14 protein-coding genes are annotated in these 24,687 nt (G+C 53.0%); 7 read left to right on the forward strand and 7 right to left on the reverse strand.

The window, feature by feature from the left end; translation table 11 throughout:
• The first annotated feature begins 76 nt into the window (after positions 1-76).
• The 3 genes from nuoM to ETA_RS07160 all read left to right on the forward strand — a co-directional run bounded on the left by nuoM (position 77) and on the right by ETA_RS07160 (position 4,683).
• Positions 77-1,597 carry an NADH-quinone oxidoreductase subunit M gene (gene nuoM, locus ETA_RS07150; protein ID WP_012440956.1) on the forward strand — a complete coding sequence of 507 codons (1,521 nt, stop codon included), beginning with the start codon at positions 77-79 and terminating at the stop codon, positions 1,595-1,597.
• Between the two features lie 6 nt (positions 1,598-1,603).
• Positions 1,604-3,061: an NADH-quinone oxidoreductase subunit NuoN gene (gene nuoN, locus ETA_RS07155; RefSeq protein WP_012440957.1), complete on the forward strand. Its 1,458-nt coding sequence runs from the start codon at positions 1,604-1,606 to the stop codon at positions 3,059-3,061.
• 263 nt (positions 3,062-3,324) lie between these two features.
• Complete coding sequence (locus tag ETA_RS07160; RefSeq protein WP_042958767.1) at positions 3,325-4,683, forward strand: membrane protein; 1,359 nt, start codon at positions 3,325-3,327, stop codon at positions 4,681-4,683.
• A 149-nt stretch (positions 4,684-4,832) separates the two neighbouring features.
• On the opposite strand, the gene ETA_RS07165 is transcribed toward ETA_RS07160, so the two are convergent.
• Positions 4,833-6,491 (reverse strand): glucan biosynthesis protein D, encoded by a 1,659-nt coding sequence (locus ETA_RS07165; protein ID WP_012440959.1) that lies wholly within the window; start codon positions 6,489-6,491, stop codon positions 4,833-4,835.
• Positions 6,492-6,907: 416 nt separating this feature from the next.
• Between ETA_RS07165 and elaB the strand changes: the two genes are divergently transcribed.
• Positions 6,908-7,219: a stress response protein ElaB gene (elaB, locus tag ETA_RS07170; RefSeq protein ID WP_012440960.1), complete on the forward strand. Its 312-nt coding sequence runs from the start codon at positions 6,908-6,910 to the stop codon at positions 7,217-7,219.
• A gap of 81 nt (positions 7,220-7,300) precedes the next feature.
• Here elaB and kup read toward each other — a convergent pair whose 3' ends face one another.
• Positions 7,301-9,169 (reverse strand): low affinity potassium transporter Kup, encoded by a 1,869-nt coding sequence (gene kup, locus ETA_RS07175; protein ID WP_012440961.1) that lies wholly within the window; start codon positions 9,167-9,169, stop codon positions 7,301-7,303.
• Between the two features lie 384 nt (positions 9,170-9,553).
• On the opposite strand from kup, the gene ETA_RS07180 reads away from it, so the two are divergent.
• Positions 9,554-10,744, forward strand: a complete 1,191-nt coding sequence (locus ETA_RS07180; protein ID WP_012440962.1) for a nicotinamide mononucleotide deamidase-related protein YfaY — start codon at positions 9,554-9,556, stop codon at positions 10,742-10,744.
• Positions 10,745-10,889: 145 nt separating this feature from the next.
• On the opposite strand, the gene ETA_RS07185 is transcribed toward ETA_RS07180, so the two are convergent.
• From ETA_RS07185 to ubiG, 5 genes are all read right to left on the reverse strand, one after another.
• Positions 10,890-11,144, reverse strand: a complete 255-nt coding sequence (locus tag ETA_RS07185) for a hypothetical protein (RefSeq protein ID WP_042958769.1) — start codon at positions 11,142-11,144, stop codon at positions 10,890-10,892.
• 73 nt (positions 11,145-11,217) lie between these two features.
• On the reverse strand, positions 11,218-11,478 hold the full coding sequence (yfaE, locus tag ETA_RS07190) for a class I ribonucleotide reductase maintenance protein YfaE (RefSeq protein WP_012440963.1): 261 nt from the start codon (positions 11,476-11,478) through the stop codon (positions 11,218-11,220).
• 2 nt (positions 11,479-11,480) lie between these two features.
• Positions 11,481-12,611 (reverse strand): class Ia ribonucleoside-diphosphate reductase subunit beta, encoded by a 1,131-nt coding sequence (nrdB, locus tag ETA_RS07195; protein ID WP_012440964.1) that lies wholly within the window; start codon positions 12,609-12,611, stop codon positions 11,481-11,483.
• A gap of 49 nt (positions 12,612-12,660) precedes the next feature.
• The gene (nrdA, locus tag ETA_RS07200) at positions 12,661-14,946 is read right to left on the reverse strand and encodes a class 1a ribonucleoside-diphosphate reductase subunit alpha (protein WP_012440965.1); all 2,286 of its coding nucleotides are present in this window, start codon (positions 14,944-14,946) and stop codon (positions 12,661-12,663) included.
• A gap of 495 nt (positions 14,947-15,441) precedes the next feature.
• Positions 15,442-16,173 carry a bifunctional 2-polyprenyl-6-hydroxyphenol methylase/3-demethylubiquinol 3-O-methyltransferase UbiG gene (gene ubiG, locus ETA_RS07205; protein ID WP_012440966.1) on the reverse strand — a complete coding sequence of 244 codons (732 nt, stop codon included), beginning with the start codon at positions 16,171-16,173 and terminating at the stop codon, positions 15,442-15,444.
• 192 nt (positions 16,174-16,365) lie between these two features.
• On the opposite strand from ubiG, the gene gyrA reads away from it, so the two are divergent.
• Positions 16,366-19,002 carry a DNA topoisomerase (ATP-hydrolyzing) subunit A gene (gyrA, locus tag ETA_RS07210; protein WP_012440967.1) on the forward strand — a complete coding sequence of 879 codons (2,637 nt, stop codon included), beginning with the start codon at positions 16,366-16,368 and terminating at the stop codon, positions 19,000-19,002.
• 835 nt (positions 19,003-19,837) lie between these two features.
• A complete protein-coding gene (locus ETA_RS07215; protein WP_012440968.1) occupies positions 19,838-24,547 on the forward strand; it encodes a hypothetical protein in 4,710 nt (1,569 codons plus the stop codon).
• The last annotated feature ends 140 nt before the right edge of the window (positions 24,548-24,687 follow it).

Genomic DNA, 24,687 nt, shown 5'->3' on the forward strand with positions numbered 1-24,687 from the left:
CATTGCGAGCACTGCCGGGAAGCAAAATACCGAGCAAGATAGCCCAAACAAAGGACACAATAGGGAACAAACCGCCATGTTACTACCTTGGCTTATCATACTACCCTTCGTCGGCGGCCTGCTGTGCTGGCAGTCGGAGCGTTTCGGCGCGAAGCTGCCGCGCTGGATTGCCCTGATCGCAATGGGACTGACGCTGGCGCTTTCGTTGCAGCTGTGGCTACAGGGCGGCTATTCGCTGTCACAGGCTGAAGGCGGCCCGCAGTGGCAGGCTCAGTTCTCCGTGCCGTGGATCCCGCGTTTCGGCATTGCTTTCCATCTGGCGCTGGACGGCCTGTCGTTACTGATGGTGGTGCTTACCGGCCTGCTGGGCGTGATGGCAATCCTCTGTTCGTGGAACGAAATCGAGAAGTGGCAGGGCTTTTTCCATCTTAACCTGCTGTGGATCCTCGGCGGCGTCATCGGCGTGTTCTTTGCCATCGACCTGTTCCTGTTCTTCTTCTTCTGGGAGATGATGCTGGTGCCGATGTACTTCCTGATCGCGCTGTGGGGCCATAAAGCCTCCGACGGGAAGACGCGCATTACCGCCGCGACCAAGTTCTTTATCTACACCCAGGCCAGCGGTCTGGTGATGCTGATCGCCATTCTGGCGCTGGTCTTCGTGCACTATAACGCCACCGGCGTGTGGACGTTCAACTATGAAGACCTGCTGAAAACCCCGATGTCGCACGGCGTTGAATACCTGCTGATGCTGGGCTTCTTTATCGCCTTCGCGGTGAAAATGCCGGTGGTGCCGCTGCACGGCTGGCTGCCGGACGCGCACAGCCAGGCACCGACCGCCGGTTCGGTCGATCTCGCCGGTATTCTGCTGAAAACTGCGGCCTATGGCCTGCTGCGTTTCGCGCTGCCGCTGTTCCCCAACGCCTCCGCCGAGTTTGCCCCGATTGCCATGTGGCTGGGGATTATCGGGATCTTCTACGGCGCGTGGATGGCGTTCTCGCAGTACGATATCAAGCGTCTGATTGCCTATACCTCAATTTCCCATATGGGCTTTGTGCTGATTGCTATCTACACCGGCAGCCAGCTGGCGTACCAGGGTGCGGTGATCCAGATGATCGCACACGGCCTTTCGGCGGCGGCGCTGTTCATCCTCTGTGGCCAGCTGTATGAACGCCTGCACACCCGCGATATGCGCCGAATGGGTGGCCTGTGGTCACGCATCAAATGGCTGCCTGGCCTGTCGCTGTTCTTCGCGGTGGCGAATCTTGGGATGCCGGGCACCGGTAACTTTGTCGGTGAGTTTATGATCCTGACCGGCAGTTTCCACAGCGTACCGTTGATCATCATCATTGCCACCTTTGGTCTGGTGTTTGCTTCGGTTTACTCGCTGGTGATGATGCAGCGGGCCTACTACGGCCCGGCAAAATCGGAGACGCCGCTGCGCGGCATGTCAGCACGTGAGTTCCTGATGATCATGGTGCTGGTGGTACTGCTGGTGCTGCTGGGGGTTTATCCGCAGCCGATTCTGGATACTTCCCACGCTGCGATGAGCAATATTCAGCAGTGGTTTACTGCTTCAATTTCAACTACAAGGCCGTAATTCGCCATGACAATAACTCCTCAACAATTGATCGCGCTTCTGCCGCTGCTGATCGTCGGATTGACGGTGGTAGTTGTGATGCTGTCCATTGCGTGGCGACGCAACCACTTCGTCAACGCCACGCTGGCCGTCGTCGGCCTCAACCTGGCGCTGTTTTCACTGTACTTTGTCGGCCAGGCAGGGCCAATGGACGTCACCCCGCTGCTGCGAATTGATGCGTACTCGATGTTCTATACCGGACTGGTTATCCTTGCCAGCCTTGCGACCTGTACCTTTGCCTATCCGTGGCTGGCAACTTACCCGGACAACCGCGAAGAGTTCTACCTGCTGGTGCTGATTGCCGCTCTTGGCGGCGTGGTGCTGGCCAGTGCCAGCCATCTGGCGTCGCTGTTTATCGGTATTGAGCTGATTTCGCTGCCGCTGTTTGGTCTGGTGGGCTACGCCTTCCAGCAAAAGCGTTCGCTGGAAGCGGCGATCAAGTACACCATCCTGTCCGCCGCCGCCTCTTCATTCCTGCTGTTCGGTATGGCGCTGGTGTATGCCGACTCCGGCAACCTGGGCTTTATGGCGCTCGGTCGCAGCCTGAACGACGATGTGATCCACCAGCCGCTGCTGTTGGCGGGTCTGGGTCTGATGATCGTTGGCTTTGGCTTCAAGCTGTCGCTGGTGCCGTTCCACCTGTGGACGCCGGATGTTTACCAGGGCGCGCCCGCGCCGGTCTCGACGTTCCTCGCCACCGCCAGCAAAATCGCTATCTTTGGCGTGCTGATGCGCCTGTTTATGTACGCCCCAATGGCTAACAGTGAGGGCGTGCGTACCGTACTGGGTATCATCGCCGTGGCATCGATGCTATTCGGTAACCTGATGGCGATCTCGCAGAGCAATATCAAGCGTCTGCTCGGCTATTCGTCCATTGCCCATCTCGGCTATCTGCTGGTAGCGCTGATTGCGGTGCAATCCCAGCAGCTGTCAGTGGAAACCGTGGGTGTCTATCTGGCGGGTTACCTGTTCAGCAGCCTCGGTGCTTTTGGCGTGGTCAGCCTGATGTCCAGCCCGTACCGTGGACCTGATGCGGAATCGCTCTACTCCTATCGCGGCCTGTTCTGGCATCGCCCGATCCTTGCCGCGGTGATGACGGTCATGATGCTGTCACTGGCGGGCATCCCGATGACGCTGGGCTTTATCGGTAAGTTCTACGTGATTGCGGTCGGCGTCAACGCGCACCTGTGGTGGCTGACCGGGGCGGTGGTATTGGGCAGCGCCATCGGCCTGTACTACTATCTGCGTATGACCGTCAGCCTGTATCTGTCGCCTCCGGAGCTGATGCAGCGCGATTCCCCGGCCAACTGGGCGTTCACCGCCGGTGGCGTAGTGGTGTTGATTTCAGCGATTCTGGTGCTGGTGCTGGGGATATACCCACAGCCGCTGATATCGCTGGTTAATCTGGCACAGCCGCTGCATTAAGATTAACGCGGTAACCATCTCGTCATGAATCGGGCTCTCAGGAGCCCGATTTTTTTCGCGTCTATCGACAGCGTATTGTCGAATAATTCGCCGCGTTTAAGCATACGTTAAGTTTTGTGGCGTATTTTGGGGGAAATTTATAACGGTTAATAAACGACATCGTTAAGCCAGCCGCATGCTGGAACAAAATCTTATGGCGCGAGTCTTCAGGTATGAGACGTCGTCTTAATGATTTTAATGCTCTGCGATGCTGGAGGATCCCCTTGCTGAGATTGTTGTTGTTGTTAGTTGGTGCCCAGGAGCTGAAATCGCGCTGGGTGCTGTTAGTGGTATTAAGCCTGGCCTGGACAAGCGCGGGTGCCGCGATGCTTATGGATATTGCATCGGACGGAACGCTGACCTTACCGCTGTATATTCTGACATGCGTGCTGCTGATAGAGGGCGTGGTGGAGCTGCTCACCGCCTTAATAGCACCACGGCCATTGAGCCGGATGAACCTTGCCCGCAGCGGCTTTTTTATCGCCATTGCGCTATTGGTATTTGGCTATAGCGGCGATAATAATCTGCTGTCGCTAATTTTTGCCGCCGCCCTCCTGCTGGATGGCCTGTTCCGCATTATCTCGACCTGCCTGATACGCTGCCGCCTTTATGGCAAAAAGGTTACCTTTGGATTGCTACAGCTGCTGCTGAGTCTGCTGATCTTCTGCAACTGGCCGTATCATCACCATATCGTTATCGCCGGCTGTTTTGCCGCAATGATGATGAATTCCGGCCTGTCGCTGTTCAAATTTGCCCTACAGGTCTGGCGGCTGCCTGCGAACACGTCGGTAACCACGCTACCGCTCTTTACCTCGCGCGGGCTGCGTCGCCCTCATGGCACCGCCTACGTGCATCCGCCGTTTCCCCATGCAGAGCCAGAAGTGGCGATGCAGGTCCTGGTCTGGACGCCGGTGGGCTCGGCCACGGTAAAAGAGCGCCGCATTGTCGTCGACCGTTATCTGGCTGCCATCGACGTTGAACGCAATATATCCACCGGTCATACCGCGCTGGAGCTTCCCGATCGGCTCTATATCAGCCACTATCCGCTGGAGGATATCGATCGCGACTTTAGTCAGTTTCGCTTAATGGTGCGCGCGGGTGAAGAGTACGACGTTGCGGGCCGTTTTTTGGATTCCCTGAAGCAGGAAATCGATGAATGGTGTGCTCCTGACAGACGGCTCGCGCTGCATCACTACAATGCAGAAGCGTTGCGTAATTACTGGCAGACTTACTCCTCGGACACCCGCTATAACCTCACGTCACGTAACTGTTCAACCACGGTGATCCAGGTGCTGGATGTGGCGATAGAGGGCGCTCTGAGCGCGCACGGCGTGGGGGTATTCGGGCTGCTTATTAACCCTAACTTTTGGTTATTGTGGCTGGTACGCAGTCGCGCTGAGGGCATGACGTGGACGCCAGGCCTGCTGATGGACTACGTCTGCCTGCTGCAAAAGGTGCTGCAACCGGCCCCCTGTCGCAGCTGGCATAAGCGTATGAATAATGCGCTGGCGCAGCGACGCCATAGCCTGATGGAGCTTCATCTGAACAGAAAAGGCGTGCGCCCGCGCCGCTCATTACTCTAAGGCCAAGATGAAATCCCCTGGCACCAACCGTGGATCGTGCTGTCGCTGGGAAGGGGGGCGATGTTGGCAGCGCAACACGGCTTTTTCTCTTTCTGCGGGGTAAAATGCCACCGGCAGGAGCCATGCGGTTCCTGCCGGTGAAGGTTGATTTAGCCGGCGGTCATCACCCGGTCATCAACATATTTGCGCTTATCAGGCGGCGGCGGGAAATATTGATATAGCCAGGTTTCACTCAGCGTTTCATCCTTAGTGCGCAGGAACAGGCGCATATCCACCGGATGTACTGCATCGCTGTCAGGATACCAGTCAAACAGGATACGGTAGCCGTCGATGGGTTCCACGTAGAGGATCTCCACCTGCTTAACGCTACCGGATGAGACGTTAATCACCGGCTCGATACCTTTCGACGCGGCGGCTTTCAAATCCCCCCCGACGAAATCTACCGCGAAACGGCGCGCCCAGACGGCGGGGTAGTTTTCTCCCGGCGCCCAGCCTTCAGGGAAACCACCCATACCGCTGCGGGTGGCGTTAACGCGCGACAGGCCGCTACGCACCGGCGGCAGGCCGCTCCAGTAGAGCTTGTAGGAGAAACTGTGCTCGCTACCGGCTTTAATCGCCTCAGCAGGCTGCCAGCAGCAGACGATATTGTCCAGGGTTTCACCCGTGGTTGGGATTTCCATCAGGTTAATTGCGCCTTTGCCCCATTTGCCAACCGGCTCGACCCACAGGCTCGGGCGTTTGTTGTACCAGCCGATAACATCCTGATAGCTGTCAAAGTCATGATTGAGCTGGAGCATGCCAAACCCGCGTGGGTTCTCGTCCTGGTAGGCGTTGTAGGTCAGGCGCTGCGGATTATTGAGCGGGCGGCAGATCCACTCGCCGCTACCGGTCCACATCGCCAGGCGATCCGAGTCGTGGATCTGCGGATGGAGGGTATCGCACATGCGGCGTTCAACCGTGCCGCAGCTGAACATGGTGGTCATTGGCGCAATACCCAGCTGCTGGATATCCTTACGCGCATAGAGATGATTTTCCACCTCCATCACCACGCGTTTGTCTTCGCAGTGAATGATGAATTTGAATGCGCCGGTACAGCTTGGGCCGTCCAGCAGGGTGTAGACGACAAAGGTCGATTCATCCGCTTTTGGCGTTTCAAACCAGAAAGCGGTGAAGTCCGGGAACTCTTCCTTACCGTTACTGAAGGTATCGATGGACACCCCACGGGCAGACAGGCCGTACTGGAAGGTGTCATCTACCGCACGGAAGTAACTGGCTCCGAGGAAAGAGACAATATCACGCTTGGCCAGTTCCGGTTTCTTAAAGGCGCGGAACCCGGCAAAGCCGAGATCGGTCTTGCCTTCCAGCTGTTTGGTATCCACATGGGCATCGTTATAGTTGAATAGCTGCGGGCGAAAATGGATCTCGCGCGCCTCGCGGCTTTCGCCATCAACGGAGAACATGCGGATGCGGCGTTTGAAGCCCATGCCAACGTGGAAGAACTGAACATCAAGCTGGCGATTGTCGATGCCATTCCACAGCGAGTGGTTAGCATCGTACTGGATTTCGTTGTAGGCCTGTGGGGTCAACTTAGCCAGGGTTTCTGGTAAAGGAGCGGGCACGCCGCCCCAGGCTTTACCCGCCATACCGGCGGCCATTTTTTTAAGCACGTCAAAATCAAATCGCTTTGCGCTGCCGTCGGCAATCCCGTCTTCAGCCCAGGCAGCCTGGGAGAATAACGTGGAGAGGCCGGACATCCCACTTAAGGTCGCGAATGCCATTGACGCTTTCATAAACATTCTTCGATTCATGCCGGAAATCATTTCCTCTGGTAGAACGGAGTTTGTAGTGGTCGCTACGCCTTTCATTTTTCAGCTGGATGGGGCTATTGCAACTCACCCGCAGCGGTTAACTCACCGTGATCCTGCATCCTGAAATCTGACGGGCATATTCACATTCGCTCAACCGGATTTGGCCCGGTTACAGGGAGTTACGACACCAGGCCTGATGGATAATTCAGTTCAGGCAAAATTTATCAGATTATTCTAATCAGCGCATAAATTTCGAGTGGAAATCCATTTACAGGCGCGTTTTTCTGGGCGTTTTCGGGCGGTCGGAGAGTGAGTTTTGTCGGGGTTTACAGCCAATTGCTGGTCTTTATCAGGCAAAATGACAAATACTGTCTATAGTTAGTCGACAAACCTTTATTCGCCCACGGAGGAACCAAATGGCTACGAAAACTGAATCACAAGACACCCGCCTTGATGACGATCTTGCTCTGCTGGCAGAAACGCTGGAGTCGGTGCTGAAATCGTCCGGCGACTCGGCCGATGAGAAGTACGTTGAGCTGAAAGCGAAAGCGGAAAAGTCACTGAATGAAGTCAAATCCCGCCTCGGCAGCGCTTCAGATTCTTACTATGCACGCGCCAAAGAGGTTGCATGCTGCGCGAATGATTACATTCATGACAAACCCTGGCATGGTGTAGGCGTGGGTGCCACATTGGGTCTGGTCGTCGGCCTGCTGTTGACGCGTCGATAGTTTATTTCACGACAGTCAATCCCGTTGCGGATAAAACCGGCCACCCAGGTGGCCGGTTTTTTTTTGCACGTCGGGCAGCAATCAGAACTCTTTTTGTCCCCCCAGCTCAATCACCCTGTTCGGTGGGATCATAAACTGGGCGTGGGCGCGCAGGGCATTGCGCTGGAGAAAGTGAAAGATACCGCCGCTTAGGCGGGCCAGCCCCGTTCTTTTTTTCATCACCAGCGTGTCGTGCGATGTAAAGAATGAGGCTTCATTAATCGTGCATCCGAACCCTTCCAGCCCACAGAGGTGGAGAATATCCTGCATGGAAGGCACTTCCTGCCAGCCGTAGGAGGCGATGATTTGCCAGAAAGAGGGAGAGAGCTGGCGGATAACCAGGCGTTGCTGATTATGTACCCTGGGCGTGTCGCAGGTTCTGATATGCAGCAGCACAACACGCTCATGCAGTACCCGGTTGTGTTTCAGGTTGTGCAGCAGCGCCTGTGGAATTTCGTGCTCTTTCCTCGTCAGGAAGATGGCCGTGCCCGCAACGCGTTTCGGCGGTAATTTCTCTAACGAGCCGATCATCGCCAGAAGACCTTCAGCATTATTGCCCAGGCGGCGGATCAGTTTTGCGCGTTCGGCGCTCCAGATAGACATCAACACCAGCATCATCAGCGCCATCAGAACGGGAACCCATCCGCCGGACAGCAGCTTGTGCACGTTAGCGCCGAACAGCGGAATATCAATCGCCAGCATGCCAAAGATAAAGGGAACGGATGCGATAACAGGCCATTTCCAGTTTTTCACCGCCACCACGCCGGCCAGGCAGGACGTCAGCACCATGGTACCCGTGACCACGATACCGTAAGCCGAAGATAAGGCAGATGAGTGTTTAAAAGCCAGAATGACCGCGGTCACCGCCGCGAACAGCAGCCAGTTAACCACCGGAATATAGATTTGGCCGGACTCGGTGGCCGAGGTAAACACAATGCGTACCGGGGGCAGGAAGCCCTGGCGTATTGCCTGCTGGGTCAGGGTGTAAATTCCGGTAATGATCGACTGGGCAGCAATCACGGTGGCCAGCGTCGACAGGACGATTAACGGGATTTGTGCCCAATGAGGGGCCAGCAGGTAGAAGGGGTTTTTAGCGGTCGCAGGGTCGGCCATAACCAGAGCGCCCTGGCCAAAGTAGTTCAATACCAGCGCTGGCATTGCCAGTAACAGCCAGGCCAGCCTGATTGGACGCTTGCCGAGGTGCCCCATATCAGCGTACAGCGCTTCGGCACCGGTGACGGCCAGCACCACCATGCCCAGCGCGGCGACAGAGAGTGCTTTGTTGCCCAACAGAAATTGCAGTGCAAAGGCAGGATTGAGCGCCTCTAATATCGCGGGATTGATCAGTATGCCCCGGATGCCCATCGCCGCCAGCGTGATAAACCAGACCACCATGACCGGCCCGAAGACCCGGCTGACCTTCTCCGTACCGTGCTTCTGAATAATAAACAGCAGCGCCAGGATGATAACGGACAGCGGAACGATATACCTATCCAGCGATGGAGCAACGACCTCTATCCCTTCAACGGCGGAAAGCACGGAGATAGCCGGGGTGATAATGCCGTCACCATAAAAGAAGGCGCCGCCCGTCAGTCCGGCCAGCACGATAACGCGTGCTGCCTTAGGGCCCACTTTCTGCCTGGCAAGAGACATCAGCGTGAGAATGCCGCCTTCGCCATCATGGTCGGCACGCATCACAAAACAGACGTATTTTATCGTTACGATAAGCGTCAGTCCCCAGAAGATCAGGGAAAGAAATCCTTTGATCGCCACTTCATTAATGCCGCCCGCCGGCAGGATGGACAGACATTCTTTCAGCGTGTAAAGCGGGCTGGTCCCAATATCACCAAATACGATACCTGCCGCCGCCAGCACGGCTGTGGGTAGGGGCTTTTTTTCCGAAGTTTTCATTTATCAATCTTATTTACGGTTAGGTATGACGACATTTGTCTCTCAACGGCCAGCTGTAAGTACGCGATATTTCAGCCGAAAACAACAACACTTTAGATATTCGCGTGCAGAACAGGGCCGTGAAATGCTGTAAGAACATTCATAGATACAATATTATTTCTGTGATTTATAGACAGGTAGCGTGATTTTTACAGCATTTTTATACCGGCAGCGGCCGTGAAACACGGTACTGATGATAGCGGCGTTTTTGACTGGCAAGACAACAACAACTCACTTTAACTGTGCAGATCCCCGACAGAAATCACCACAAATTGTTAAAATGACGTTGTGTTTCTGATAGGTGCTTCATACAGTGTGAAGACTTGCCTATACCCGGAGATAAAAATGATAAGAGTGGAAATGCTCGCAACCGGCGATGAAGTGCTGCATGGCCAGATCGTCGATACCAATGCGGCCTGGCTGGCCGCGCTGCTTTTCGAGCAGGGTCTGGCAATGACGCGTCGCCAGACGGTGGGTGACAGCCTGGAAGAGCTGGTTGCGGTACTGACAGAGCGCAGCCAGATGGCTGATGTGCTGATCGTTAATGGTGGTCTGGGGCCAACCAGTGACGATCTGAGCGCGCTGGCGGCGGCTACGGCGGCCGGCGTGCCGCTGGAAATGCAACCGGAGTGGCTGAGCAAGATGGAGGCGTTTTTTGCCAGCCGTGGCAAAGTCATGGCGGCCAGCAACCGCAAGCAGGCTGAAATTCCGCAGGGTGCAGAAATGATTGATAACCCGGTTGGCACCGCCTGCGGCTTCGCCATGGAGCTAAATCGTTGCTGGATATTCTTTACTCCAGGCGTACCGTCCGAATACAAGGTGATGGTGACGGATCAAATCCTGCCACGTCTGAAAGCCCGTTTCCCGCTGCCACAACCCCCGCTGTGTCTGCGCATGACCACTTTCGGTCGTGGCGAGAGTGACCTGGCTTCAGCCATTGAAGCGTTACCGCTGCCGGAGGGCGTGGTGATGGGCTATCGCGCTTCCATGCCCATCATCGAACTGAAGCTGAACGGCCCGGCGCAAAAGCGTGCGGAAATGGAACGGTTCTGGCAGCAGGTGCGGGAAATCGCCGGCGACAGCGTTATTTTTGAAGGATTGGAAACCCTGCCTGAACAGCTGGCGCGGCGCCTGAAAGAACACAAGCTGTTGCTGTCGATCAGCGAGCAGTTCAGCGCCGGACTGCTTCAGTGGCAGCTCAATGCCGCCGGAGCCAGGCTGGGAGCGGGCAATGTTCTGCCAGCACAGGCCGAAACGCTCGGCCTGCTGGCAGCACGCAGCCAGCAGCTTGCCAGCAAGCATCGTGCCCAGCTGGCGCTGGTGGTTGGGTCAATGGAAGATGAGCGTTTAGGCCTGGCGCTGCATACGCCGGAAGGGACTTTTGCGCAAAAGGTGAAATTTAGCGTCAATCGCCATGGGCTGAAAGCACGTCAGGATATGGTGGCAATGCTGGCAATGAATATGCTGCGCCGCTGGCTGAATGGGCAGACGGTGACCAGCGGGCACGGCTGGGTTGAGGTGGTGGAAACCTTGTAATATATATTTACGGGAAGCTTGCGCCAGCTTAATGGCGTTTGGCTTCCTGCTGTGAAAGTCGATATGCATGATGTGTGGACTATTTTAGTCAGGCGCATCTGTCCGACATCACAGAGTATTACTCTGACTGAAAATTTCAGCTCTGTTAATAAGAGGCGATGACACCGTCAAAATAACCCTTAGCAAAGGCAGCCTGAACGCTTCTGTGTCTTACAGTACCTGCCTGGCTATCCGGTAATGTAGTGTAATCAATATTCAGGAACTGAGTCTTAGAACGCCCTTGTTCGTAACCCTTTTCATAAGCACAACCAGCGCACTTATGCCGACCATTAAATTTACTTTGATCCTCTGGGAGGCGGCTAAAATCAGGGGAATAATGATGTTGTAGCTGACAAGTCATACTCAACTCCTGCCTAATCCGATTGATAAACCCATTGAAGTTTTATCGGCTTCCCTGATACGGAGGCCATCACTTACAGCTCGATCTCAATATCGCCGCTGGCCGAGCAGCAGCAGGGCAAAATTTCACCCGGCTGTACAAAGGCCAGCGGTTTAGCGCTGTAGCTGACTTCACCCTTCAGCAGACGAGTGCGGCAGGAGCCGCAGTAGCCTTCCCGGCACTGGTATTCAACACATACGCTGTGCGACTCCAGTGCGGCAAGCAGGGAAGGGTGCTCATCATGGCATTCCAGCTGCGTACCGGAAGCACGCAGCGTAATGGTCGACCGTGCCATTGTTACAGCTGGAAATCGCTGAGGTCGTCAGCGTTCACTTCGGAGTCAATCTGCCCAACCAGGTAGGAACTGACTTCCACTTCCTGTGGGGCAACCTGCACGTTATCTGAAACCAGCCAGGAGTTGATCCACGGTATTGGGTTCGAGCGCGTTTTGAACGGCAGATCCAGGCCCACGGCGTTCATGCGGATATTGGTAATGTATTCGATGTACTGACACAGAATGTCTTTATTCAGGCCAATCATCGAACCGCCGCTGAACAGATACTCTGCCCACTCTTTTTCCTGCTCGGCTGCCAGCACAAACAGGTCGTAACACTCCTGACGACACTCTTTGGCAATCTCGGCCATTTCCGGGTCATCAACGCCGCTGCGCAGCAGGTTGAGCATATGCTGCGTACCGGTCAGATGCAGCGCCTCGTCGCGCGCAATCAGCTTGATGATTTTGGCATTGCCTTCCATCAGCTCGCGCTCGGCAAAGGCAAAGGAGCAGGCGAAGCTGACATAGAAACGGATGGCTTCCAGCGCATTGACGCTCATCAGGCAAATATACAGCTGTTTTTTCAGCGCGCGCAGGTTAACGGTAATGGTTTTTCCGTTGACCTGATGCGTTCCTTCACCCAGCAGATGCCAGTAGCTGGTCATCTCAATCAGATCGTCGTAGTAGCCGGAAATATCTTTGGCACGCGACAGGATCTGTTCGTTGGTCACGATATCGTCAAACACCAGCGCCGGGTCGTTAACGATATTGCGGATGATATGGGTGTAGGAGCGTGAGTGGATCGTTTCTGAAAACGCCCAGGTTTCAATCCATGTTTCCAGCTCAGGAATGGAGATCAGCGGCAACAGCGCCACGTTCGGGCTGCGCCCCTGAATGGAATCCAGCAGCGTCTGATATTTCAGATTGCTGATAAAAATGTGTTTTTCGTGATCCGGCAGCGCCTGGTAGTCAATGCGATCGCGGGATACGTCAACTTCTTCCGGACGCCAGAAGAAGGAGAGCTGTTTTTCGATCAGTTTTTCGAAGATGTCATATTTTTGCTGATCGAAACGCGCGACGTTAACCGGCTGACCGAAAAACATCGGCTCCAGCAGCTGGTCGTTTTTGTTCTGCGAAAACGTTGTGTAAGCCATGTTTCATTCCAAAAACTGGGGGCAGACGTATCTGCCCCAGGGATAAAGGTTAGATTTTGCAGGCGCCGCTTTCACAGCCGTCATCCTGGATGGAAGGCGCGAGGTCGTCCTGTGAATCTTCTGCTCCGTCACGGGTGTTCTGGTAGTAGAGCGTTTTGACGCCAAATTTATAGGCGGTCAGCAAATCTTTCAGCAGCTGTTTCATCGGGACGCGACCGTTAGCGAAGCGGGTCGGATCGTAGTTGGTGTTCGACGAAATGGCCTGGTCGACAAACTTCTGCATGATGCCAACCAGCTGCAGGTAGCCGTCATTATTTGGCATATCCCACAGCAGTTCATATTGATCTTTCAGGCGCTCATATTCCGGCACCACCTGACGCAGAATGCCGTCTTTCGAGGCTTTAATGCTGATATGACCGCGTGGCGGTTCTATGCCGTTGGTGGCGTTAGAAATCTGTGAAGAGGTTTCTGAAGGCATCAACGCCGACAGGGTCGAGTTACGCAGGCCGTGGGTTTTCACCGACTCACGCAGACCTTCCCAGTCGAGCTGTAGCGGGGTATTACAGATGGCATCCAGATCTTTTTTGTAGGTATCAATCGGCATGATGCCCTGGGCGTAGGTGGTTTCTGCAAACCACGGGCAGGCACCCTGCTCGATCGCCAGTTCGTTGGATGCTTTCAGCAGCCAGTACTGAATGGCTTCAAAAGTCTGATGCGTCAGATTGTTGGCACTGCCGTCTGAGTAACGCACGCCATGCTTCGCCAGATAGTAGGCGAAGTTGATCACGCCGATACCCAAGGTACGACGGCCCATCGCGCCGCGTTTCGCCGCGGGGATAGGGTAATCCTGGTAGTCGAGCAGCGCATCGAGTGCACGAACGGCCAACGTTGCCAGCTCCTGCAAATCGTCCAGGCTTTCGATAGCACCCAGGTTAAACGCCGACAGGGTACAAAGCGCAATTTCGCCGCTTTCGTCATTAACGTCCTGCATCGGCTTGGTAGGCAACGCAATTTCCAGGCACAGGTTAGACTGGCGAACCGGGGCGATAGCCGGGTCAAACGGGCTATGGGTATTGCAGTGGTCAACGTTTTGAATATAGATACGGCCGGTCGAGGCACGTTCCTGCATCATCAGTGAGAACAGATCGACGGCCTTGACGCGCTGTTTACGAATGCTGTCGTCTTTCTCATATTTCGTATACAGGCGTTCAAATTCATCCTGATTGGCGAAGAAAGCATCATACAGGCCCGGCACGTCTGACGGGCTGAACAGGGTGATGTCTTCGCCCTTGAGCAGGCGCTGATACATCAGCTTGTTGATCTGTACACCGTAATCCATATGGCGTACGCGGTTACCTTCGACGCCACGGTTGTTTTTAAGAACCAGCAGGCTTTCTACTTCCATATGCCACATTGGGTAGAACAGCGTCGCCGCGCCACCGCGCACGCCGCCCTGAGAACAGGATTTCACCGCCGTCTGGAAATGTTTGTAGAACGGAATACAGCCGGTGTGGAAGGCCTCACCGCCGCGGATCGGGCTGCCCAGGGCACGAATACGGCCAGCATTAATGCCGATGCCGGCACGCTGGGAAACGTACTTCACAATGGCGCTGGAAGTGGCGTTGATCGAGTCCAGACTGTCACCGCATTCAATCAGTACGCAAGAGCTGAACTGACGGGTAGGGGTACGCACGCCGGACATAATTGGCGTTGGCAGCGAGATTTTGAAGGTTGAAATCGCGTCATAGAAGCGCTTGACGTAGTCCAGACGGGTGGTGCGCGGATAGCCAGAGAACAGGCAGGCGGCCACCAGGATATACAGGAACTGGGCGCTTTCGTAAATTTCTCCGCTGACGCGGTTTTGCACCAGGTACTTGCCTTCCAGCTGCTTCACGGCGGCATAGGAGAAGTTCATATCGCGCCAGTGGTCAATAAAGCCGTCCATCTGTTCAAATTCTTCGGCGCTGTAGTCCGTCAGCAGATGCGGATCGTATTTCCCCATCTCGACCATACGCGTCACCTGGTCAATCAGCTTTGGTGGCTCAAACTGGCCGTAGGCTTTTTTACGCAGATGGAAAATGGCCAGGCGCGCTGCCATGTATTGATAATCAGGTGCATCGCGTGAGATCAGGTCAGCGGCTGACTTGATAATGGTTTCATGGATATCAGAAGTGCGGATACCTTCGTAGAACTGAATATGGGAACGCAGTTCAACCTGGGAGACGGAGACATTTTGCAGACCTTCGGCAGCCCAGTCGAGAACACGGTGGATTTTATCGAGATCGATACGCTCGGTGCGACCATCGCGTTTGGTTACAAGCAGACTCTGATTCATGTCGCGTTTTACCTGTCCTTAACAAATAATCCCCACGCTTATACACAGGTAGCTCTTTGTGAGTAACTCTGTGGATAAACACTACATGTAGGGGGTGATAGAAGTTTCAACAACAATATGCTGAGTATTCTAGTAACTTCTGCGCGGTTAACAAGGCTTGATTTTCGCAGAAAAATGGGAGTGCCTGGCTGGCTTATTTCCTAAGTCCTCGATTCTCAAGGCCCTGGGGAATTGTCAATGGGTAAAGATTTTTTTTAGTTATTTGACCGGGTGCAGGTTTCTTGCTCAGCCTGGTAATTAAGGACTTTTTATGGCCGGAAAAATACGCGTAATAAAACGCCAGCGCACGTCTAAAAGCATAAAAAAAACCCGTCGGGGAGGATCGTGGCGAGTGGTGGCGTCGTGGCGGTGTCATGTAAGCCCGACGGTAAGAGGGGCTTACAGTACAAAGAAGCAGCACGGCGCGTGGTGTTAATGTGGTGCTAATAAGGCCAGCTAGTCCGTGATGTTGCGGTGAGTGTGCACCATATAGTTAACGTCAACGCCGGGGGCCAGCTTGAAACGGTTGGTCAGCGGATTATAGTGCAGTCCAATAATATGACGTTCGCGCAGCGGCGTTTCATCCACCCAGTTGAGCAGTTCGCCCGGACGAATAAACTTTTTAATGTCATGCGTACCGCGTGGCACCATACGCAGTATGTATTCAGCACCCACAATCGCCATCAGCCAGGATTTGCTGTTACGGTTGAGAGTGGAGAAAAACACCTCGCCGCCGGGTTTGACCAGCTTGGCACAGGCATGAACCACGGAGCGTGGATCGGGAACGTGCTCCAGCATTTCCATACAGGTGACCACGTCATATTGCCCGGCAAATCGATCGGCGTGTTCTTCTACCGTTTGCTGGACGTAATCGATGTTCACGCCGCTTTCCAGCGCGTGCAGACGCGCAACCTGGAGCGGCTCCGCACCCATATCCAGTCCGGTGACGTTTGCGCCTTCGCGCGCCATGCTTTCGGAAAGAATGCCGCCGCCGCAGCCGACATCCAGCACCTTCTTACCAAACAGGCCGTTGGCGTGTTGCGCAATCCAGTCGAGGCGCAGCGGATTGATCCGGTGCAGCGGCTTAAATTCACCCTCCAGATCCCACCAGCGTGAAGCTACCGCTTCAAATTTGGCGATTTCACCGCGATCGACGTTATGTGCGTCTGTGTTTTGTTCTGCTTTCATTGGGACAGGACTCCAGCCAAAGTTTACTGCAGTATACATGGTTACTCGCCAGGATGGGCAGCGCTTCGGCGTATGTCTCTGACAGAAAGCGATTAAGCGCTGACAGCAACGCTTTCCATTCACCACCAGGACGCAGTGTGATATACTTTCGCACCTTTGAATCCGGGATTAAATAGTAAGGAATGCGCGTCCATGAGCGACCTCGCCCGCGAAATTACACCGGTCAATATCGAAGAAGAGTTAAAGAACTCCTATCTGGATTATGCAATGTCGGTCATCGTTGGCCGTGCACTGCCAGATGTCCGTGATGGTTTAAAGCCGGTTCACCGCCGTGTGCTTTACGCTATGAACGTGCTCGGTAACGACTGGAACAAAGCTTATAAAAAATCCGCCCGTGTCGTCGGCGATGTCATCGGTAAATATCATCCCCACGGCGACAGCGCCGTGTATGACACCATCGTTCGTATGGCGCAGCCATTCTCACTGCGTTATATGCTGGTCGACGGGCAGGGTAACTTCGGATCCGTCGACGGTGACTCCGCGGCAGCGATGCGTTACACCGAAGTGCGCATGTCTAAAATTGCGCACGAGCTGCTGGCGGATCTGGAAAAAGAGACCGTTGATTTCGTCCCCAACTACGATGGCACTGAACAGATCCCTGAAGTGATGCCAACCCGTATCCCGAACCTGTTAATCAACGGTTCTTCGGGCATTGCCGTGGGTATGGCGACCAACATTCCTCCACACAATATCACGGAAGTGATCAACGGCTGTCTGGCCTACATTGACGACGAGAACATTACCGTCGAAGGCCTGATGGAACACATCCCAGGCCCGGATTTCCCGACCGCGGCTATTATCAACGGCCGTCGCGGCATTGAGGAAGCTTATCGTACCGGACGCGGCAAGATTTACATCCGCGCCCGTGGCGAGGTTGAAGTGGACGCCAAAACCGGCCGCGAAACCATCATCGTGCATGAAATCCCGTATCAGGTGAACAAAGCACGCCTGATTGAGAAAATTGCCGAGCTGGTCAAAGAGAAACGTCTTGAAGGCATCAGCGCCCTGCGTGACGAGTCTGATAAAGACGGTATGCGCATCGTGATCGAGGTGAAACGCGATGCGGTGGGTGAGGTTGTGCTGAACAACCTTTACTCGCTGACCCAGCTGCAAACCTCTTTCGGCATTAACATGGTGGCCCTGCACCAGGGCCAGCCGAAAATCATGCCGCTGAAGGACATTCTTGAAGCCTTTGTGCGTCACCGCCGGGAAGTGATCACCCGCCGTACCATTTTCGAACTGCGCAAGGCGCGTGACCGTGCCCATATCCTCGAAGCGCTGGCCGTAGCGCTGGCCAATATCGACCCGATTATTGAGCTGATCCGCGCAGCCCCCACGCCGGCAGAAGCGAAAGCGGGACTGATTTCCCGCCCGTGGGCGCTGGGTAATGTGTCTGCGATGCTGGAGCGAGCCGGTGATAACGCCGCCCGCCCCGAGTGGCTGGAAGAGCAGTACGGCATTCGTGACGGCCAGTACCATCTGACCGAGCAGCAGGCGCAGGCGATCCTTGATTTACGTCTACAGAAACTGACCGGGCTTGAGCATGAAAAGCTGCTCGATGAGTATAAAGATCTGCTGGCGCAGATTGCGGAACTGCTGCGCATTCTGGCCAGTTCAGAGCGTCTGATGGAAGTGATCCGCGAAGAGCTGGAGCTGATCCGCGATCAGTTCGGCGACAAGCGTCGTACCGAAATCACCGCCAACAGTGCCGATATCAATATCGAAGATCTGATCAACCAGGAAGATGTGGTGGTCACCCTGTCGCACCAGGGCTACGTTAAGTATCAGCCGTTGTCTGATTACGAAGCGCAGCGCCGCGGCGGCAAAGGGAAGTCGGCGGCACGTATCAAGGAAGAAGACTTTATTGACCGCCTGCTGGTGGCCAACACCCATGACACTATTCTGTGCTTCTCAAGCCGCGGTCGTCTGTACTGGATGAAGGTGTACCAGCTGCCGGAAGCCAGCCGTGGTGCGCGTGGGCGTCCCATCGTCAACTTACTGCCGCTGGAAGCCAATGAACGTATTACCGCTATTCTGCCGGTACGTGAATATGCCGAAGGCTGGAATATCTTTATGGCTACCGCCAGCGGAACCGTGAAGAAAACCGCCCTGACCGAGTTCAGCCGCCCGCGCAGCGCCGGTATCATTGCCGTCAACCTGCGTGATGACGATGAACTGATCGGCGTGTCGCTGACTGACGGTAGCGATGAGGCGATGCTGTTCTCTGCCGCCGGTAAAGTGGTGCGATTCGCGGAGAGCGCGGTGCGTGCGATGGGCCGTACCGCCTCCGGCGTTCGTGGCATCAAGCTGGCTGAAGGCGACCGCGTGGTATCACTGATCGTGCCGCGAGATGATGGCGCTATCATGACCGTGACCCAGAACGGCTACGGCAAACGTACGGCTAACGCCGAATACCCGACCAAGTCGCGCGCGACTCAGGGGGTTATCTCGATCAAGGTGACCGAGCGTAACGGGCCGGTGATCGGTGCGGTACAGGTAGTCGACGGCGATCAGATTATGATGATCACCGATGCCGGTACCCTGGTGCGTACCCGCGTGTCCGAGGTCAGCGTGGTGGGGCGTAATACCCAGGGCGTTATCCTTATCCGCACTGCCGAAGATGAAAACGTGGTGGGGCTACAACGCGTGGCTGAACCGGTTGCCGAGGAAGAGCTTGATGCAATCGATGGGAGTCTGGCCGAGGGGGATGAAGATATCGCCCCTGAAGTGGACGCTCATGATGAAGCGCCAGAAGCTGACGACGAGTAATCGTTAGAAGCAGCCTGACAAAAGCCGGTTCGTCTGAACCGGCTCAGTCCGCTAACAAACCCCATGGTTCACATGGGGTTTATTTTTTGTAGCGGCCTGAAGTCAAGATCGCAATATTTTCGCTTCTCCCATTACCGCATATTCCTTCCCAGCATGCTCTGCTACCGCTTTGAGCCAGCCTTCCATGACGTCTCAGACGAAAACTAGCGCCAGCAGGCACTGTATCTGTCATTTCATCAGCCCCCTTAACTGTGTATACCAGCATGGCAGTCTTAGCCTGAGTTGTACCGATCCTATTAGATCTAATTTTTGATTTACGGCGAGACGCTGATAGTCATGAGAGCCGGAAACCATTTCTGCTCTCATTATCTTTGGTGACGAAGTAAAGTTATCACTTTATGAACCTGCCAGATTGATAAGCCTCCTATCCGGATTATCTCGCGATAAGTATGTTGGATTTATCCTATTTATACGGTCTTATTGCATTTCTCCTCTGCTGATAAAGTGTATATGTCTGTTTTATCAATAAATCACTTTAAATTAGCATGAGTTTAGGGCTCGATTACTTTTTTACTTTCGTTTTTGTATATATAGACTCGAATGATAATGATTATTATATTCCTGTTTCATTTTATAATGGGATAGGTTCATTTTTTCGTGATGTGATTTTGGCTGCTATAAAGAGTAAGGGGTAAGGTAGGACTATATTAAATAATAAATCCCACTAATGGATGGAAGAGGGTGTCTTTCGTTGGGAATGATTTTATGTAACGGTAAAAACTTACCGATAATCAGATTTTTTTGATCGTGGTTACACTTAATCAGGGAGCGATAAATGCTAAGCAATATCATAAAATCTACGTCTTTAAATCTATTATTAAGTCATCCCCCAAGGGAGGCGGGTACTGAAGGACAGGATATCGGATCAGCCTCCTTTGTTCGGATAGACGTGGATCACATATTGTTTGATGAAGGAAGTAAATCCCCTGCTAAAAATATATCCGCAGAAGACTACGCAGACTCTCGTGTTCCGGTGACAGAAGATGGCTACCGCTGCATCAAACAACTTATTATCATGCTGGGTGACGTTAAAAAGAACGAGCTGGTTTCCCAGCTATTAACAAAGATATTTCCTGACGTTCCAACCAATATTATCCTGGTCATCAACAGTCTGTGTACTGCTGTTAACGAAAAAAAACATATCGACAGTGCCGTGCTGAACTGCCTTTCTCTGGCATCTTGGTATCTTCCTATTGATATAAATATTATCTCCAGGCTGGCCGCATTCATCAGGGAGACGATAATCAACTGGACGGGCGCGTCATTTTTGCGTGAAGACATCAGTGAGGATGATGGCTATCAGGCTTATCTGTATACATCTTTAGCCGTGGCGATTGTAGCGGCCAGCTACTTCATCACCTCCCCCAGTGCCCCGCAGCGTGGTTTGTTTCAGGTGCCTGCTTTTGTCGCCAACCTGATGCTGCGAGTCCATTATTACTGGAGAGCGCTTGGCGGAATGGTGCAGCCCGACATACTCCTGGAGGAGCCTGCCGTCCGGCCCGCCTTTGAGGTAGACAGCAGCATTGAAACGGTCTCATACCTCAGGCCGTCCGCAGACTTTAGCATGGCTAAAGGCCCCCCAGAAACGCTCATCACCGCCTTTACATCGAACTCAACGGTGGATCCTGAAGCTTATACAACGGCAACGGTGGAAAATCGGAGTATGGAGACGCCGGGAGTCACTGACAGCGTGGAGAAGCAGGCGCAGGCTTGGGTGATAGGGCATTTGATGAGACACCACTTGCTGTCCAGGCTGTTGCATTGCACAGCCCATCAGACACAAACGCAACATTATCAGGACGGGGTGAAAACCACCCATACCCATATCAATATGAAATGTGGGGCCATAAAGTTTCCGGAGCCGTTGTCCAAACCCGCCACGAGTTTTGAGCGGCAAACGAAAGAATCTGCCTCCTTGCCAAACTCGGCGGCCGAAAGCTCCCACATATATTCCGTTATCCCCATGGCAGCCTCTTCTGGCCCCGTCGTCAACACCTGGATTCAGGCGCTGAGAAGTAAAGTAGCGAGGGTTGCGGGTGGCGCTGCCGTATTGGCCGGGGCTGCATTCATAGGCAGGAAAATATGGAACTCGTACGCAGCGAAAAATGCTGAAGAGGCGGTTATTCAACCGTCACAGGATGCGTATAAGGACAGGAAACCTCATCGCTGGGCAGAGAGGGAGAGCATTAATGCAAAGCTGACTGAAACAATGCAGAAATTCAGGATCCTTGAAGAAGCTAGAATGGCCGACTCTTTCAAGAAAGAGGAAATTATTGCCGCTGTTGGCATCTATCTTTTTGCCCCGGATCCCCGTTTTACTCATTACGCTTACGGTTTGGATAAAAGGCTGATAAACGTTGCAAAAAAGATCCTCAAGGAAAAAAAACTCTATGGTGGCGGGCGATATGAAGAAGTCAGCCCCGCGCGGGCCGGGATAGTGGTGCGGAACTGGCTGTTTGATAATGTACTGGGAATGCCTGTCGAACCCTGGCTCGCGGGTAAACTGGCGGCTTTAAATCAGCCCAGACAGTATAACGTCTCGGATATGAAAAGCCTGTTGAATTCAGACTCACTGCGCTCGACCAGGATAATCGATCTTGAGGGGATCGGCGCTAAAGAAATTGAGCAGCTTTACAGGTTCTGGGACTATGCCCTGGATAATACGCTGCCCTTCAAAAATTTTCTTGCAGCGGAGGAGGTGGCATCCCAGACCGCGACGGATGATGCTTTTGTCTGGTTACATTCCGGCGCGCTCTGGCTGAAAGACGCAGGAGCTGAGCTGAGTGAATTCAGTGCAGAAGAGTGTCAGGCGCTTGGGAGGATAATCTGGCAGAGGGTGGAGTCCGGCGATATGGACATGAGTTATCTGAGATACCTCACCCTGCCGGCGCTGTTGTTTGAGGCGGTGAACCATCCTAAAAAAGTGTCTCATCGTAAGAAGCACGGTTTCATTCTCCACCTGAAGGTCGTTAAACAATATGCTGAATATCGCAGTCTTGTCGCAGACCTGCGCGTAAAAGCCGAAGCATTCAACGTGGCGGGTAAGAACTGGACATCCCGTGGAGATATTGCCGCTAAATATGTTGAGCAGTGTCCTGAAGATAGGCTGATGCAAATGGGACACTGGGTGGGGAACGGGAAGTGGGTTCCGATCATGAATAATCCTCGTGAGACGCCTGATAAAATCCTTAGAAGGGGCAGAGATTTTGCAAAGAATAGATATCTTAATGACGTGACGCCTATCGGATGCCCCGATTTCAGCGTTACCGCAGAGTACGACCGCAAAACCCGAGAGCTGGCTGATACATTTTCTGCTGTAGATGAGTATATGCTGGCTGCGGCAATGGGCGGGCTTAAAGAAAAAGAACTTCACTTTATTCGTTCAGAGGGCGCTGTTATCAGCCTGGTCGTACCTTCTCTTTCCTGTCCATTGTCTATCCCCGCCCCGGAAAAGCAATTGATAATCTCTGACCTTTTCTCAGTGGTTGTTGGCAATCAAGAACGGATTTACGCATTTGTCAGGCCAGAGGGTGACAAGGTTGTCATTCGTCGTGTCGACAGGACCATCGATGATTATCTCCAATATGACATTTTTGACGCGCCTGAACTCAAGCGTATGAGGGGGCGCCGCTTCGTGATACCACAGGTATACAGTAGCTGCGAGTTTCTGCCATCGTACCGGCTTCATATTACAACATCTTTACGGGTTGTTGATCTCGGGGAGGGCGCTCCTGAAAATATCGTTAATCATTTTAAGGTGAAGCGTCGTTCGGAGTTTTATGATCGCACGCGACAGGCCGGTTATAATGAGACACCAGAGAAAATAGTCATTGAAATATTAAAGAGCTTTATTCCTTTTTACGACTGTATCAATGGAAAATTCCCCTACAATATTATTTCCTGTGTCCTCGATGTGATTTCCTTTATTCCTCTGGTGGGTCAGGTGGCGGGTTTAACGGGGAAATTCGGAGTCAATCTCTCAAGAGCGATAAATGTAGGCGTGAAACTCTTACCTTCAGGTGCCTTGTCGACGAACATCGCCAAAGCGGCCGGGAAGCAGGCGCTAAAACAAATCCATTTGCCAACAATTTCAGAGCTGACCTTATTGAGTAAAACCGCAGTGCAGACGCTGGACCCCGGTTTTGAGCTTCTTGCCGGCGTAGGTAAATTCTCTTACAAGGGGATCAGTGAACTCACCGACTGGGTGCGCGCTGGAAAGAACGCTGATGATATGAAAAATATAGAGAAAATTATTTATAAAATAAACACTGTCGATGCAAAAATAAGCGATCAGGTTTTTGATTTTAAAAAGGCGTATCTACCCAATTCGAAATTGAAAATCCCTGTTAAAGCGGTAAGGCTGAAAAATCGAAAGGAACTTTATGTGATTGTCGATCCGGTAACAGGGGAGGGTCTGGGCCGATTTTATTACCTTGACGGGGAAAAATTGGTACCGTCTTTACCCCCTAAAGCCCTGTTTCGAACGCATGAAAAAAAAATTGAGAAAAAAAATTGGGGTAAAAAAAAGAGAGGCCCTGACGCGACGGGTATAGTTCCAATATGCTCTCGTCGACCCAAAAGGGGCATTGAGGAACTATGCGCAGCAACATCCTATGCTCATAGAGGCAACCATTTTTATATTGATCTTGGAAGAGGGGAGAAAGCCTTCGCGTTCAGGTTACCTTACTTAAAGATGGTCAATATGGTTCGCTATCAGATAGTCGAAGAGTCACTAAGAAATGCCTATTCGCTATGTCAAACCGCAAAAAATAAAGTCACCGGTATGAGTCAAGAGCAAATCATAATGGCTTTCGGGAAGTATGCGGGTACAAGCATTAGTGGAACTCAGGCTGATAGTGTAAAAAATAAGGTAATGGAAATTGCACAAGGCAGTGAAGTTTATTATCAAGAAAGAGATAAGAGAGTCATTCTGATTTCAGATGATATAGGTGACCTGGCGTACGTTGTACCTCATGAACTTGTAATAATGATAACTGATTCGTTTTTTGTAAAATTAGATCCCGCTATGGCTGCAATAACACTAATACATGAGATTAGTCATGGAGTGGCAAAGACAGACGACCTGTTTTATTACCCTTCGAATCCCACTATAGGTAAAAAAGGCTTAAGCCTGCTGGATTTCTGCATACGGTATAATAAGGATATTTATACTGTTTTGATGACTAAAGTGGCGCGTCTTATGAAAAGACCTGATATGTCACTGCTGGTTCCCGGAGACGATCTTTTCAAAAAATTAAATATACCTGACCCCAATAATGATGCAGCTATTGACAGAATCTTTCTGGATGGAATGAAAGATGCAGGGATCACTCGCGCTGAGATATCGGTAAACAACGCCGATTCCCTGGCTTTTTTTATCATGGGGCTGGGGATCGGCGATACGAGTTCCCCTCTTGTGAACATCAATCAACTGTTCAAAAGTGTTGGCGCACAGGAAGAATTCCCTACTCATCACTATCGCTGACGTCAGCCCGTTACGCTGCCGCGGATATGTCGTCTAAGACTTTGCCCGTCGCAGGGACCGTTTGTAGATGACGGACTGAGTGCGGCAGGTATTGGTTTTTCTGAGCACATTTAGCCTTAACCGCGCGTTCCACAGTATTG

This window comes from Erwinia tasmaniensis Et1/99, from assembly GCF_000026185.1.
Lineage (GTDB): Bacteria > Pseudomonadota > Gammaproteobacteria > Enterobacterales > Enterobacteriaceae > Erwinia > Erwinia tasmaniensis.

Bases quoted from the DNA above. Each gene is read 5' to 3' on its own strand.
- nuoM (WP_012440956.1), top strand. From the start codon at position 77: ATGTTACTACCTTGGCTTATCATACTACCCTTCGTCGGCGGCCTGCTG.
- nuoN (WP_012440957.1), top strand. From the start codon at position 1,604: ATGACAATAACTCCTCAACAATTGATCGCGCTTCTGCCGCTGCTGATC.
- ETA_RS07165 (WP_012440959.1), bottom strand. From the start codon at position 6,491: ATGAATCGAAGAATGTTTATGAAAGCGTCAATGGCATTCGCGACCTTA.
- elaB (WP_012440960.1), top strand. From the start codon at position 6,908: ATGGCTACGAAAACTGAATCACAAGACACCCGCCTTGATGACGATCTT.
- kup (WP_012440961.1), bottom strand. From the start codon at position 9,169: ATGAAAACTTCGGAAAAAAAGCCCCTACCCACAGCCGTGCTGGCGGCG.
- ETA_RS07180 (WP_012440962.1), top strand. From the start codon at position 9,554: ATGATAAGAGTGGAAATGCTCGCAACCGGCGATGAAGTGCTGCATGGC.
- ETA_RS07185 (WP_042958769.1), bottom strand. From the start codon at position 11,144: ATGACTTGTCAGCTACAACATCATTATTCCCCTGATTTTAGCCGCCTC.
- yfaE (WP_012440963.1), bottom strand. From the start codon at position 11,478: ATGGCACGGTCGACCATTACGCTGCGTGCTTCCGGTACGCAGCTGGAA.
- nrdB (WP_012440964.1), bottom strand. From the start codon at position 12,611: ATGGCTTACACAACGTTTTCGCAGAACAAAAACGACCAGCTGCTGGAG.
- nrdA (WP_012440965.1), bottom strand. From the start codon at position 14,946: ATGAATCAGAGTCTGCTTGTAACCAAACGCGATGGTCGCACCGAGCGT.
- ubiG (WP_012440966.1), bottom strand. From the start codon at position 16,173: ATGAAAGCAGAACAAAACACAGACGCACATAACGTCGATCGCGGTGAA.
- gyrA (WP_012440967.1), top strand. From the start codon at position 16,366: ATGAGCGACCTCGCCCGCGAAATTACACCGGTCAATATCGAAGAAGAG.
- ETA_RS07215 (WP_012440968.1), top strand. From the start codon at position 19,838: ATGCTAAGCAATATCATAAAATCTACGTCTTTAAATCTATTATTAAGT.